Source organism: Sodalis sp. (in: enterobacteria) (genome assembly GCF_047607725.1).
Lineage (GTDB): Bacteria > Pseudomonadota > Gammaproteobacteria > Enterobacterales > Enterobacteriaceae > JBLKSS01.
Genome location: NZ_JBLKSS010000089.1, coordinates 1 through 14,680, shown reverse-complemented (window position 1 = coordinate 14,680; position 14,680 = coordinate 1). Strand labels below are relative to the sequence as shown.

8 protein-coding genes, 2 pseudogenes and 1 riboswitch are annotated in these 14,680 nt (G+C 56.7%); of the genes and pseudogenes, 2 read left to right on the top strand and 8 right to left on the bottom strand.

All coding sequences use genetic code 11. The features are described from left to right. Positions 1-235: 235 nt before the first annotated feature. The 3 genes from ACMX3H_RS08835 to pgi all read right to left on the bottom strand — a co-directional run bounded on the left by ACMX3H_RS08835 (position 236) and on the right by pgi (position 3,403). A complete protein-coding gene (locus ACMX3H_RS08835) occupies positions 236-859 on the bottom strand; it encodes a YjbF family lipoprotein (RefSeq protein ID WP_415210547.1) in 624 nt (207 codons plus the stop codon). A 93-nt stretch (positions 860-952) separates the two neighbouring features. Continuing rightward, complete coding sequence (locus ACMX3H_RS08830; RefSeq protein ID WP_415210545.1) at positions 953-1,210, bottom strand: hypothetical protein; 258 nt, start codon at positions 1,208-1,210, stop codon at positions 953-955. Positions 1,211-1,753: 543 nt separating this feature from the next. Continuing rightward, entirely contained in the window at positions 1,754-3,403 is a 1,650-nt protein-coding gene (gene pgi / locus ACMX3H_RS08825; protein WP_415210544.1) for a glucose-6-phosphate isomerase, read from the bottom strand. Between the two features lie 284 nt (positions 3,404-3,687). After that, a riboswitch (Lysine riboswitch) is annotated at positions 3,688-3,884 on the top strand. Between the two features lie 109 nt (positions 3,885-3,993). On the opposite strand from pgi, the gene lysC reads away from it, so the two are divergent. Further along, the gene (lysC, locus tag ACMX3H_RS08820) at positions 3,994-5,358 is read left to right on the top strand and encodes a lysine-sensitive aspartokinase 3 (protein ID WP_415210543.1); all 1,365 of its coding nucleotides are present in this window, start codon (positions 3,994-3,996) and stop codon (positions 5,356-5,358) included. Between the two features lie 104 nt (positions 5,359-5,462). On the opposite strand, the pseudogene ACMX3H_RS08815 reads toward lysC, so the two are convergent. The 3 genes and pseudogenes from ACMX3H_RS08815 to ACMX3H_RS08805 all read right to left on the bottom strand — a co-directional run bounded on the left by ACMX3H_RS08815 (position 5,463) and on the right by ACMX3H_RS08805 (position 9,031). Further along, positions 5,463-7,168: pseudogene (locus tag ACMX3H_RS08815) on the bottom strand (Na/Pi cotransporter family protein). Positions 7,169-7,250: 82 nt separating this feature from the next. Continuing rightward, positions 7,251-8,243 carry an ABC transporter ATP-binding protein gene (locus ACMX3H_RS08810; protein WP_415210542.1) on the bottom strand — a complete coding sequence of 331 codons (993 nt, stop codon included), beginning with the start codon at positions 8,241-8,243 and terminating at the stop codon, positions 7,251-7,253. A 2-nt stretch (positions 8,244-8,245) separates the two neighbouring features. Then, positions 8,246-9,031, bottom strand: a complete 786-nt coding sequence (locus tag ACMX3H_RS08805) for an ABC transporter permease (RefSeq protein WP_415210541.1) — start codon at positions 9,029-9,031, stop codon at positions 8,246-8,248. 237 nt (positions 9,032-9,268) lie between these two features. Here ACMX3H_RS08805 and ACMX3H_RS08800 point away from each other — a divergent pair. Then, a pseudogene (locus tag ACMX3H_RS08800) lies at positions 9,269-9,406 on the top strand (transposase); the annotation flags it as partial. A 193-nt stretch (positions 9,407-9,599) separates the two neighbouring features. Here ACMX3H_RS08800 and pssA read toward each other — a convergent pair. Both pssA and ACMX3H_RS08790 read right to left on the bottom strand, forming a co-directional pair. Beyond that, complete coding sequence (gene pssA, locus ACMX3H_RS08795; protein ID WP_415210546.1) at positions 9,600-10,955, bottom strand: CDP-diacylglycerol--serine O-phosphatidyltransferase; 1,356 nt, start codon at positions 10,953-10,955, stop codon at positions 9,600-9,602. A gap of 122 nt (positions 10,956-11,077) precedes the next feature. Next, positions 11,078-13,753 carry a bifunctional acetate--CoA ligase family protein/GNAT family N-acetyltransferase gene (locus ACMX3H_RS08790; RefSeq protein WP_415210540.1) on the bottom strand — a complete coding sequence of 892 codons (2,676 nt, stop codon included), beginning with the start codon at positions 13,751-13,753 and terminating at the stop codon, positions 11,078-11,080. Positions 13,754-14,680: the final 927 nt, after the last annotated feature.

Sequence of the window (14,680 nt, the reverse complement as noted above, 5' to 3'; positions counted from 1 at the left end):
CACTCAAACCGGGATGGAAATAAAAGTTATTAAAATCAATACAATGTGAAAATGCAATGAGCATAAGCGTGTAACGTAGGTTTACTGTCCCATACAACAAACCCACCAATAATTCAAGACGTCCTCCACGGGGCGCTTACGGATTACCCAGGATAATGAATCGCCACCCGGCTGTCGGCCAGAGCGGACGCAATAAAACCAGCACATAAACTCACGGCGACTAAGAGTTGTTTTTTCATGGTTTATAGGGATTTAAAGTGGTGGTTTCAATCGGGAAGTAATCCGGGCCAATAGATTGTTCGGTTTTTATCACGGCGCCGGATCGCGCATCGACCCAGTAACGGTTACGGTAGTGCGTTTTCAGCTCGACAACGGTGACATCTTCTTCAAGCACGCGGGTCGCGTGGGGGACATTAAGTATCGTAAGGGTTTCATTGTCCGCCAGGCTGAACCAGGATATGAACGTCACGGCCCGCAGCTGGCCTTTCTCCGTCCACGACCGAGTAGAGGTCCATTCGGTGCCATTGAGGATGCTATTGGGATGGATCAGGGGATCGGTGTCGAGGTTGGTCACTTCCAACAGGTTATCCGGCAGTCCCAGGGTTTTGATAAGACGGCCATTACGCGTGCCCAGCATAGCCTGATCGCGGATAGCCCATTTGAGATCACCCTGTTCGGCATACGCCAACACCACAAAGATTTGCGACCCGTCGTTCACTTTGGCGTACATACTGGCGTAAGGGATCGTACGCACCTGGGCTAGCGTCATCTCAACGTCAGGCGTCCCAAAAATGGCCAATGCGAACGTATCACCTATACTCTTTTGTGACTGACTGCAAGCAGCCAACAGCAAGCACACTACTAACAAAAAGAAATAGCGCACGTCGTTTCGTCCTAAACGAAAAATGTCCAAAAAATAACCACACTTTCGTGGTTACTGATTATTTTTTAATTAGAACATTGAAGTCGTGGTGCTGGTGTTGCTGCCGCCACCATTATCGTCGTTGTGGGAGGAGATCAACGCCGCGCCAGCGATAACAGCGATCGCGCCGACACCCACCGCAGTGGCTGAACCAGCGCTCAGACCGGAAGCCGTAGCGCCGCCGGCGGTGCCGCCTTGGTCAGTACCGGTTGCGGTCGCCGGTGCAGCGATCGCGTAGGAACCACTCACCATCAACGCTGCAGCTATTACTACACTTAACAGTTTCATATTAAATACATTTAACTTATTATGATGGTTACTATAGTAAATATAATGATTATATTAATTATATAATAATAAAGAAATATAATGCAATAAAATACAGATTGCATTCTTGGCTAATGAGAAGGTCGCAAAAGTGCTGAAAGGCGGGTAAGAACAGAGCAAAGCGATATATTTCACTGTCTTGTTATCGGCATGTAAAATTAAATAGCGCCATCACTCCATTATTGTCGCGATAATTTGCTGAAAGGCTTATCAGGTGGACCGCGCGCAAGGCTAAAAGTTGCATCCCTCAATAACGTCAACTTAAGCTATGAAGGGCTACGGCGCTTAAACTTGTTTTGACCTAATTCCCTGATTATTAAAGCCTAATAGGAGGTTAACACCGCTATTTTTCATTGCCCAAAATCGGCGACGGACGGGGTATTTTTAAGAATAACCCTAAAAGTGTTTCTAAATAGCCACCGGCGTCACGCTTTAGGTTATTGGTGGCCTCGCGCGGGAAGTAAAGCGGCCAGAGACCGGCCGCTCTCCCACAAGGAAAATTTATCAGTGACGCCAGGATTTATAACGATTGATCAAGCCGTTGGTAGAACTATCATGGGCGTCAATCGGATTATCCTGCGCCAATTCCGGCAAAATGCGATTGGCGAGCTGCTTGCCCAACTCAACGCCCCACTGGTCGAAGGTATAGATATTCAATATCGCCCCTTGCGTGAAAATTTTGTGCTCGTACAGCGCAATCAGCGCCCCTAGGCTATAGGGGGTAATCTCGCGCAGCAAAATAGAGTTGGTGGGGCGGTGGCCCTCAAACACTTTAAACGGCGCCACGTGCCGCACCTGATCCGGCGATTTCCCGGCCGCGCTGAATTCTTGCTCCACGACGTCGCGTGATTTGCCAAAGGCCAGCGCTTCGGTCTGAGCGAAGAAATTGGACAGCAGTTTGGCGTGGTGATCGGCAAGCGGATTATGGCTGATGGCGGGTGCGATAAAATCGCAAGGCACGATTTTCGTCCCCTGGTGAATCAGCTGATAAAATGCATGCTGCCCGTTGGTGCCCGGTTCACCCCAGATAATAGGCCCGGTTTGATAGCTCACGGGATGCCCCTCGCGATCGACATATTTCCCGTTGGACTCCATATTAGCCTGCTGGAAATAGGCCGCGAAGCGGTGCATATATTGATCGTAAGGCAGTATTGCTTCGGTTTCCATTCCGTAGAAATTGTTATACCAAATGCCGATGAGCGCCAACAGTACCGGTAAATTCTTATCCAGCGGTGTTTCGATGAAATGATGGTCCATGGCGTGCGCGCCGCTGAGCAGTTTTTCAAAATTCTCAAAGCCAAGCGACAGCGCAATGGATAAACCGATGGCGGACCACAGCGAATAGCGACCGCCAACCCAGTCCCAGAACTCAAACATATTTTCGGTATCGATGCCAAATTCCGCTACCGCTTTGGCGTTGGTGGACAAGGCGGCGAAATGGCGGGAGACATGTTTCTCATCACCGGCGGTTTTCAGGAACCAATCCCGCGCGCTGTGGGCATTGGTCATGGTTTCCTGGGTGGTAAAGGTTTTGGACGCCACCAGGAATAAGGTGGCCGCCGGATCCAGGTCCTTAATCGTTTCAGCGATATGGGTGCCGTCAACGTTGGACACATAATGCATGTGTAGATGGTTTTTGTAAGGCCGTAGCGCCTCGGTCACCATATACGGGCCAAGATCGGAGCCACCGATACCGATATTGACGATATCGGTGATGGTGCGGCCGGTATACCCTTTCCATTCGCCGCCGATCACCCGCTCGCAGAATTGTTTCATTTTCGCCAGCACCGCATTAACGTCCGGCATCACATCCTTGCCGTCAACGTTAATCGGTGTATTGCTGCGGTTGCGTAACGCCACATACAGCACCGCCCTGTCCTCGGTACGGTTGATTTTCTCGCCGTTGAACATGGCGGCAATCGCGTCCTTAACGCCACATTCGTCCGCCAGCGCCAACAAGCGGGTCAAGGTCTCGGCGGTAATGCGGTTTTTGGAGTAATCCACCAGCATCTGGTCGTCGAACGTTGCCGAGAAGGCGGAAAAACGATCCGGCTCTTGCGCGAACAGGTCGCTTATCTGCACGTCTTTCATCGAGTCGAAATGTTGTTGCAGCGCTTTCCAGGCCGCGGTATGACTGGGATTGATATTTTTCATAACAACACTCTTATAGGTGATTAAATCGTCGCATATTTTTTTGATTGTATCGCTTAACACCGCGCTGGGGATGCTTTTTCTTGCGCTAACGTGTCGCCCCGAGTGAAAACCGGCATCGGCCGCGCGGCATGCCTATATTCAGCCTAACAGACTCGCGCTGTTTTTCCTGCTGCAAATTATCGCCTGCCGGGAATCGGGCCGGCGATAATAAAATCACGTGCTGCCACGTTGACATCAACGTTATTACCCGTTATTTCTAATGGCCTAGTGACGCATCTGATGCGTGAACCAGAAGAGGCGCGTCGCCCAGGCAGGGTGTGGGAGGATCCGTTTTCCCGCGATCACACCCCAGGGGGAGCGACGCCGAGACGATAGCGGGCATACGGGCCGGCCGCCGTCGACCACAGGGGCTGAATCCCCTGGGTTGTCACCAGCATTGTTCGCCACCAGGCGATCGGCACGGTGGGGCGCTTCTGGGTGTACCGTAGCCAACTTCTACGCCTGCTCCCTGTTTCCCGCGCTTGACTCGTGCCTGGTCTGATATCACCGATGTCACCAGCCATGGCATCTGACACGAGGCATTTTTAGGCATGTCAAACAACTCTGCTGCTCCCCTGCGGGTAGCCAAATTCGGCGGCACCAGCGTGGCCGATTTCGACGCGATGAACCGCAGTGCGGATATCATATTAGCCAATCCCGCGGTGCATCTAGTGGTGCTTTCCGCTTCGGCCGGCGTCACCAATGTGTTGGTAGCGTTGTCGGAAGGCAACGAAGCGGAGCGTCGCGCCTACTATCTGGACGAAATCCGCCGCATCCAATATAGCATTATCGACCGTCTGGCCGAGCAAACGGTGATCCGCGAAGAGATCGATCGGATGATTGATAACATCGCTATGCTCGCCGAAGCGGCGGGCCTTGCGACATCACTTGCGCTGACCGATGAGTTGGTCAGCCACGGCGAGCTGATGTCGACCCTGCTGTTTGTGGAAGTCTTGCGGCAGCGGGGCGTGGCGGCGACGTGGTTTGATGTGCGTAAAGTGATGCGCACCAACGATCAGTTTGGCCGCGCCGAGCCAGACAGCCATATGCTCAAGGCGCAAACGCGCACCCTGCTGCTGCCGCGCCTGGAAAGCGAGCTGGTCATTACCCAGGGTTTTATCGGCAGCGAGGCAAAAGGGCGCACCACCACCCTCGGCCGAGGCGGTAGCGATTATACCGCGGCATTGCTGGGAGAAGCGCTGGAGGCGGGGCGCATCGATATATGGACCGATGTGCCCGGCATCTATACCACCGATCCGCGCGTCGTCCCGCAGGCCAAGCGCATCGATGAAATCAGCTTCGAGGAAGCGACGGAAATGGCCACCTTTGGCGCTAAAATTCTGCATCCGGCGACGCTACTGCCGGCGGTGCGCAGCGCGATTCCGGTGTTCGTCGGCTCCAGTAAAGATCCCGCCGCCGGCGGTACCCTGGTTTATAATCACACCGACAATCCGCCGCTGTTCCGCGCCCTGGCCCTGCGCCGGCGCCAAACGCTGCTGACGCTGCATAGCCTCAACATGCTGCACGCCCGGGCTTTTCTGGCGGAGGTGTTTAATATTCTGGCGCGACATGCGATTTCGGTGGATCTTATAACCACGTCCGAGGTCAGCGTGGCGCTCACCATGGACACTACCGGCACCACCACCACCGGCGCGAGCCTGCTGACGCAAGCGCTGCTGACCGAACTCTCCTCCCTTTGCCGGGTAGAAGTGGAAGAGGATCTGGCGTTGGTGGCATTGATTGGCAATAAATTGTCGCAGGCTTGCGGGGTGGGAAAAGAGGTCTTCGGCGTCCTGGATCAGTTCAATATCCGGCTCATTTGCTACGGCGCCAGCAGCCATAATCTCTGCCTGCTGGTGCCGGGCGGCGACGCCGAGCAGGTGGTAAGAACCTTGCACGGCGCGCTGTTCGACTAAGCCTGCCCGGCGACGGGCTTAGAGCCCGCCGTCACCGACGATTAAACCGGCGAGCATACCGTCCCCCTTATCCTCCGCGGAGACGGCCGAGCCTTCCACATCCCTCACCCGCCGGCGTGGCGGCAGAAAGCCAGAATGACACGGGCGGGCCATGCGACGCCATTCTGGCGGCCCCGCGCCGCGCCGTCAGGGCGTACCGGCGGCCGGTTGTCGTCACGCTCGCGGACCTCATCCTCTTCCGACTCCTCGTCCAGCTCCAGCACGTTATAGGCCACCGAGCAGAACAGCGAATTGACCCGTTTCAGATCCCCCAGCAGGCTCAAATGCAGCGAACTGGTTTCCAAACTCTGCACATTCTGCTGGTGCAACCGATCCACATGGGCGTGCGCATAACGGCGGTCGGTGATACGAAAGCGGTGCTTGGCACGGCGCAGGCGGCGGACGCTGGTCATATCGTTCGACAAAAACACCGACAGGCTTAAGCGCAGGTTTGACATCAGCTGCTCATGCAGCGTATCCAGCTCCTTCATGCCCTGGGCGGAGAAAGCCCGGCACGCATTCAGCGATTTGGCGGCAATATCCCCTGTCATGCGTTCTATAATATCCCCCACCTGTTCCAGATTGAGGGCCATTTCAATGATTTCCGCCCAGCGGCGCGAATCCGCTTCGTCCAGATCTTCCTTCGGGATCTGCGCCAGATAAAGTTTAATGACCGTGTACAGCACATCAACGTCGTCGTCCAGACGGCGTACTTCGCGGTTTTTTTCAACCTGCCCGTGCAGCACCTCGGTGTGCAACAGCAACATGCTTTCCACCACGTCACCCATGCGCAGCGTTTCACGGGCGGCGTTCACCAGCGCCAGCGCGGGCGTATCCAGCGCGCTGGTGTCCAAGTGGCGCACGCTGCGATCGTCTATCGGAGTATCGGCAATCCACTTACTGCACAGACGCGCCATATGATCGGCGAAGAGCACCATGGCCAGACAGCGGAGCAGGTTATAGAACACATGGAAATAGATGACCAATTCCGAATCCGCCAGCGGCGAGACAAACGGCAGCGCACCAGGCAACCGATAAGTTTAAACAGCAGGCTGCCGAGAGCGACGCGTTTGCCCTCGGCGTTCTGGCCGCTGGCGTTAAGCATTGCCAGGATCCCGCTGCCGAGATTCGCGCCGATCGCCAGGCACAGCGCCACTTTGAAGGAGATGACATCGGTAGCGGAGAGGGTCGCGGTCAGCAGCACCGCAGCCAGACTGGAGTGACTGATAATGGCGAACAACGCCCCGGTCAGCGCATCCAACAGGATATCGCCGGTAAGGGAAGAGAACAGCACTTTGATGCCGCTGGCCTGCGTAATGGGCGTGGAGGCGCTGACAATCAGTTCCAGAGCCAGCAGAATGAGGCCCAGGCCGATAGCGACGCGGCCCAGTTGCCCGGCGCGGGATTGTTTACGGCCGAGAAACAGACAAACGCCGATGAAAATAAGCAGCGGCGACAGCCAGGAAAGATCGAAGGTCAGCACCCGCGCCATCAGGGCGGTACCCACATCGGCACCGAGAATAATCACCAGCGCCGGCGTCACCAATTTCTGGGCCACGAAGGACGTCACCACCATCGCCGTGGCATTGCTGCTCTGCACCAGCGCGGTCACGCCGATACCAGCCATAAAGGCCATGGTTTTTTTCTCTACGCTGCGGCTAAGCACCTGCCGCAGACGGGCACCATAGACACGCATAATACTCGTGCTAACGATATGGGTGCCCCATACCAGCAACGCCACGGCGGACAGCAAATGTAACAGCATTAACACTCGATTTGAAGCTCCCTTTTGCAGATGAATACCGGCGCTCCCTACCTGCGATGCTGATAAGGAGATTCATGGGGCCGCGCAATCAGGCAACCTCGCATAGTGTTGATCTCTCTAACTGTAGACCAATTTGCCCGCCATTTGGATGGAGATCGGCCACAGAACGATTCAAAACATCCACCGCGAGCGAAACCTGACGACATTCTACCCGATAGCGGATCACATTACCCAACAGACTATGGCCGAGGATGACCGAGTCAAGCCCTTGTCCGGCCGGCAGCAGCGTAATGGATTCCGGCCGTATCACGACCCGCGTGGTGTAACGCCGGCCGGTCAGCGAGCTGGCCTGATCGCCCTCCAGGATATTGTAATTGCCGATGAATCCGGCGGCGAAAGCGTCCACCGGCCGGGTATAAAGCATTTCCGCGCTGTCGTTTTGTACGATGCGGCCCTGATTCATCAGCACCACTCTATCGGATAACGTCAGCGCCTCCTCCTGATCGTGGGTGACGAAAATGGCGGTTAATTTAAGCTCTTGCTGAATGAGGCGAATCTGATCGCGCAAATAGCGGCGTATGCGCGCATCCAGCGCCGATAGCGGCTCATCGAGCAGCAATAGCTGCTGCCGGGTCACCAGTGACCGGGCCAACGCCACCCTCTGGCACTGACCGCCGGAAAGCTGATGGGGATAGCGGTGGGCGAAGGTTTGCAACTCCACCAGCGCCAGCGCCTCATCGGTACGCTGGCGGATCACGTCGGCCACCAGCTTCAGCATTTTCAAACCGAACGCGACATTGGCAGCGACCGTCATGTTGGGAAACAGCGCATAGCTCTGGAGCACCATGCCGATACCGCGCTGCTGCGGCGGCAGCGGCACCAGGTTCTGTCCTTGCAACATAATCTCGCCGCTGTCCACCGATGTCAAACCGGCCAGGCAGCACAGCAGCGTGGATTTCCCACAGCCGCTTGGGCCCAGCAACGTGACGAATTCGCCTTCGTCGGCGCTGAAATCGATATTGACGAACACCTGGGTCGGACCATAATGTTTATTCAGCTGCTTAACCGTCAAATACGCCATGTTTACTCCTTTTCCCTGACGAGAGCATTGGCCAGCAATGTCAACAGCAGCACCACCACAAAATAAGAAATGACCAGCGCGCTGATGAAATGACCGCTGCCGTTGCGCATATTGTAGAGATAGACCTGCAGGGTTTCGTAGCGATTACCCACTAACAGATTGGCGAAGACGAACTCGCCGATGAGAAAGGAGAATGACAATAGCATCGCTATCATACAGCCCTTGCGCAAATTGGGCAGGATGACCAGTAACGCCGCCTGAGCGGTGCTGGCGCCCAGCAAATGCGCCGCATTCATCAAATCGCGCAGATTGATTGCCTGCAAATTGTTATTCACGGCGCGGTAAATAAACGGCAGTATTAGCGTGAAATAGCAGCAGACCAAGATCCAAGGGGTACCGGTCAGCGCCAGCGGGCCATCGGAGTACAGCTGCAGCAGTCCTACCGACGAGACGACCGTCGGCACGGCGAACGGCAGCAGGATCAAGATGTTCATCACCCCGTCCAGCCAGGGAAAATAATAGGCGATGACGAAAATCACCGGCAGCACCAGTACGACCGACAGCAGCAGCGCGCCCAGGCAAATGAGCAAAGAATGCCCCAGCGCCGCCAAAAATCGCGGGTCGCGCCACAGATCCGCAAACCATTTAAGCTGAAAACCCAGCGGCAAAATTGTGGCCCCCCAGGTCGTGCTGAGGGCATAAACCAGCGTTGCCGCCAGCGGTAATAACAGCACCACCAGCAGCAAGGCCACCACGCCGCGGTGCCAAAATAATTCGGCCTGACTCATACCTTTCTCCTCGCGCCTTTAGGGGCGGGCGCGGATATAGCTGCGGCGTACCAGCAATTGATGCGCAAACGTTATCAATACCATCAACGCCACCAGCACCATTCCCAGCGCGCTGGCCAAATAGTAAGCGTACGCCCAGCGTCGTCTGTTAATTCCCCATCAAGTTATTGAAGATGATGTCCATTATTTTTTTAATGGGTGCAATTCATGAAACAAACCCCACCAAAACCCTCAAGACGTCGTCCCAATTTCCCGCTGGACTTTAACATTAAGCTGGTTGAGCAGGCGCTCCAGCCCGGTGTATCCATTGCCAAGTTGGCACGGGATAACGGTATCAATGACAATTTGCTGTTCAACTGGCGCCAGCTCTACCAGCTTAATGTTAAAGTCCAGCGGGAAATTGGGACGACGTCTTGAGGGTTTTGGTGGGGTTTGTTTCATGAATTGCGCCCATTAAAAAAATAATGGACGTCATCTTCAATAACTTGATGGGGAATTAACAGACGGCGCTGGGCGTACGCTTACTGACGAACCTGAAAACGCTCCAGGGAAGAGATCGCATTCCTGTTCAGAGTATCCGGCTAATTAAACGGTCGATGCGGATACGGCGTAAACGACGAATAAGCTTACGCACTTTAACCGGATAGTCGGCGATGCTTTGTAGCTCGGTGAAGTGCCGTACCGTCCGGGTGTGGGTACGGATCAGGGCGAGTTCACGCTCACGCTGCGGGCGCAGCGCCTGCGTGGGATCGTGGATCAGCAGCGCATTTTCCAGATCGAGCCGCCAGGCCCGCGGGTTAAGGTTGTTGCCGGTCAGCAATTGCCATTCTTGGTCCACCCAAACACCTTTCAAGTGATAGCTGTTGTCGTCGTCTTTCCACAGACGCACCACCAGTTGACCATTGTCCACATAACGCTGCAAACGGCTAAGAAAGCGGCGCTGGTTGATTTCATACAGGTAGGGCAGGGCGCCGATGATTTTGAACGGCTGATCTTCCGGGATATAAAAATCGTTGGCGGTCTTATCACCGACAATGATTTCCACCTGCCTGCCCAGGCGCAGCAACCCGATGAGATCGCGCACCAGCAGCGCGGGCAAATTGAAATAAGGGGTACACAACGTCAAGGTATCGCGGGTCGAGCATAATAAATGGTGGATCGTTTTGTTCAGCGGGCTTTGTTTGCCCAATCCCACCAGCGGGGTAATGGCCAATTCATTGGGGCCTGCCTCACCCTGATAACGATAGCCGGCCTCCCGCAGGGTCTGCCGGAACAGGCGGGTATCGTTTTTTATCTCCAGGCTTTTCGGCCGGGCGGCGTTGTCCAGCCGGTTCACCGCCGGCGCCGTGAGCAAATGTTGTTTAATATAGTTGAGCAGCGTGTCCGCCAGCGGCTGGTTACGGATAATCTGGTAGCGATCGTAGCGGTATTTATCCTGCTGATGCAGATAGACATCGTTCAGGCTGGCGCCGCTGTAAATCACCTCGCCGTCGACAATAAAACCCTTCAAATGCAAAACGCCCAACGCTTCGCGGGTATTGACCGGCACGCCGTATACCGGCACGTTCACACCGGGATGGGCTTGCGCCATCCGGCAGTACCAGTCGGCGTTGGTGTTGGCGGCGGCGGCGCCGATTCGGCCGCGCTGCGCCCGGTGCCAGTCAACCAGAATCGCTATTTCAAGCGTGGGGTCGGTGCATTTGGCCTGATAAAGGGCCTCAAGGATCCGTTGGCCGCCTTGGTCCTGCTCCAGATACAGCGCGACCAGATAAATCCGTTGCCGGGCGCCGGCGATGGCCTGTATGAGCGCTTGATAGAAATCTTCAGGGCTGTAAAGCGTTTTAACATCTGCAACCGTCTGGGGGATTTTTGGCAGTTGTGCAAGGTGTTGTTGGTGTTTGCTGCGTTTAAAAGTTGACAACATCACAGTGCGCTTCTTCTCTTATCATCGAAGGTTGGAATGACCCTGTGCAAACAGGCATTTGCGTTGAATCGGCCATAATACCACTACTTCTGTCGCTTGTGGGCATGTTTCAATTTGCCCGGCTAATCCTTGCCCGCTGCCGGCGCAATGCAATCTGTAGCCGGTTCCAGCGTCAGCGACAGCGCGACGATACCATCCTGCAGTTGAATATCCACCGTGAAGCCTAATTTGCGCGCCAGCGTTATCATGCCGCGGTTATTGGGCATAGTAATGGCGGTCAGCCGCTGCAGACCATGGGCGCGGGCGTAATCAATCATCTTCTCCAGCAGCATGCGCCCGAGTCCCAGTTTTTTCAAATCGGAACGCACCAGCACCGCGAATTCCGCATCGGTATTATCGGGATCGGCAATGACGCGGGTGACGCCGATGATGACTTCACGGTCTTGTTGTTGCGTGACCGCCACGAACGCCATTTCCCGATCGTAGTCGATTTGCGTCATATAGGCCAAATCTTCATGGGTAAATTCGCTAATTTCGCTGAAATAGCGGTAATAGAGGTCTTCGCGAGTCACCTGGCCGATGAAAGCTTTTAGGAGCGGTTCATCTTCAGGCAAAATTGGCCGGAACAAACAACGTTGCCCATTATTGAGCGTGACGACCGACTCCAACTGGCGCGGATAGGGCCGGATGGCCAGCCGCGCGCCGGCGTCGCCGTGGTACTCGCTTAAGTGCAAACTGACATCCAGCGCCGTCATATCGCTGCCGCAGGCCAGCAGCGGATGAATATTCAACGCGATAATTTCCGGGCAGTCCACCACCAAATCGGACACCTGCACCAGCAGTTGGCTGAGCGCCGCGGTATCCAGCGGATACTGCGGGCGGTTATTGCGTAGGGCGCCCTTCTTTAGTCCCTGTAGCACCAGGTGATGGGCCAGCGCCATATTAAGCGGCGGCAACGCTACCGCCACCGGCGCGCCGGCGCGCCAGTCGCTTTCGCCATCGCCTAACAAAATAATCGGGCCGAAGACAGGGTCCTGCTCTACGCTGATGCGCAGCTCCTGCGTGCCGGTGCGGCTGGCCATGCTCTGGACCGCCAGGCCTTCGATGCGCGCGTCCGGATAGGTGACCGCCGCCCGCTCCAGCATGGCGCTGGCCGCCTGCGCCACGTTGCGCAACGCGAGCATCACCCCCTGTACGTCGGATTTATGTGCGATATCGGCGGAACGCAGCTTCAGCGCGACCGGATAGCCAAGCCCTTCACTGAGCCGCACTGCGTCGTCGCTGTCGGCGGCGATCCAGGTGGGCAAGGTCTTGATGCCATAAACTTCAACGAGGGGCCTAACGTCATGGGTTTCCAGCCGGGTGATACCTTGATCCAGCGCCTGGCGGATCATCTGGTGGACATGGGTGGCGTCGATGGTCAGCCCGATCGGCAGCGCCGGCGTCTCCATCAACTGGCGCTGATTGCGCCTGTACTCCGCCATATGCATAAAGGCCGTCACGGCCCCCTCGGGGGTGCGGTAGGTTGGCAGGCCCGCCTCCGTGAACAGACGGCGCGCCTGCTGTGAAGAAAACTCGCCGCTCCAGTTGGTCAATACGGCAACCGGCCGCGAGCGGGAAGCGCCGGCCAACGTGGCGATAACTTCCGTGGCGGTCTGGCTACTGGGCGCGGTGGCGCTCGGGGCATGGATTATCAGCAGCGCGTCGTAATCCTTACTGCCCATGAGCGCTAATAGCGCGGCGCGATAGCGATCCGGGGTCGCATCGTCGGCGAGATCCAGCGGGTTGCCGGGCGTTAACGCCGAGGGGAGCGCGCGCGCCAGCGCCACCAGGGTGGTATCGTCCAGCTCCGCCAGCCGGCCGTGACGGCGCAGAAGCTCGTCCAGCGCCAGCGCCGCCAGCGCAATGCCGTTACTGATGATCATCAGCCGTTCGCCGCCCAAGGGGCTCATATGACTTAAGGTTTCCACCGCCGAAAACAGCTCATGGGTGTCGCGCACCCGCAGCAGCCCCGCCCGCTGAATCGCGGCATCATAGGCGGCATCGAGGCCGGGAGGGTAGTTGAGCAGCCGCTGCGCCTGGATGGTGCGCCCGCTTTTGATGACCAGAATCGGTTTATTGCGCGCCGCGCCGCGGGCGGCGGAGAGGAACCGTCGGGCGTCGGAGAGATGTTCCAGATGCAGCAATATTGTGCTGGTTTTACCGTCGCGCGCCAGGAAATCCAGCATATCGTCGACATCGATATCGATACTGTCGCCGAGGGCAATAAAATAGGAAAAGCCGATGGCGCGCTGCTGCGCCCAGTCGAGCACGGTGTTGGAAACCGCCGCCGACTGCGAGATAAACGCCAGTTTACCGCGATGTATGGGGACCGGCGAAAAGCTGGCGTTCAGTCCCTGCCAGGGGGCCAGCAGCCCCAAACTGTTCGGCCCCAGCAACCGCATGCCAAAACGCTGGGCGCAGGCACGCAGCTCATCGAATTGCGCCGCCGGCGACGACAACACGATGGCCGTTTTACAGCCCCGTTCGCCGAGCGCGGTCAGCAGCACTGTATTACGCCGGGCGTGGGTACACACCACCGCCAGATCCGGCGTCAGCGGCAGCGATGCCACCGAGGGATAACTGAGCACGCCGCAGACCGCCGGATATTTCGGCGTCACAGGCAGCACCGGCCCGTTGAAACCGCCATCAAGCAGATTGCGCATCATCAGATTGCCGGCGTGGCCGGGCTTGTCCGATGCGCCGACCACCGCGATCGATTTTGGCCGCAGCAGCGCCTCCAGTCCCCGTAAACTCATCTACTGCATCCCCATGCTGGTTGACGGGATAAGTGTACGCGTTTTATTTCATTCCTGCTGTGACGGCAGCCAAGGGAGTCGAGCGGCGAAACGATGGCGCATCGACGCGGACACTTTGTCTGGGGGGGACAGTGGCGCGGGCGAGGTGGCAGACATGGGGGCTGTAGCGGGCATGGCAGTGGGAGTGGGCATGGATGCTGTGGCAGGCATAGACGCGGGAATGGGCGGGGGAGTGGACATGGACCCGGGCGCAGGGGAGGGCGTGCGGCCGCCAGTGTCGCGCGATGCGTGGGCTAAGGCGCGACAAATACCATCGCCCGCGGATGGCCCGTTAGGAGGGCTATGGCGCGGCGCGTGGGATTTACCCGCCAGATAGCGGCTGCGAAAGAGGGTAAAATGCGCCATCAGCGCGTCAGCGGCGGCCGGGCGTCGGGCAAAACATGATTGACCACGCGTCGCTCTCCCGGCATAGGGCCGGCGGTGGAAAAAGAGGAAGAGTTTACCGGAGCGCTTGGGGGAAGGGTAATGCTTTTTGCCTCACGGCATGCGTTTTCTGGGCACATCGGCCTACTTGCTTAAGGCGGCTTGCTTGCGGCATAAAGTGGCTTGCCTACAGCGTGGAGGCTTTGCTTACCCCGTCGAGTTCGTCCCACGAAAGGCCGTTTGACTAACGCTGACCCATTCTACCCGGGGCGTCCCGAAAGACGCTAAACGCGTCTTATTGGGACGCCCCGGAAATGCCTACCCTTCACAGGGTGCCCCGCGGGTGATTAGGCGTGGGCTTCAGGTAAGCGCCCCGTGGAGGACGTCTTGAATTATTGGTGGGTTTGTTGTATGAGACAGTAAACCTACGTTACACGCTTATGCTCATTGCATTTTCACATTATATTGATTTTAATAACTTTTATTTCCATCCCGGTTTGAGTG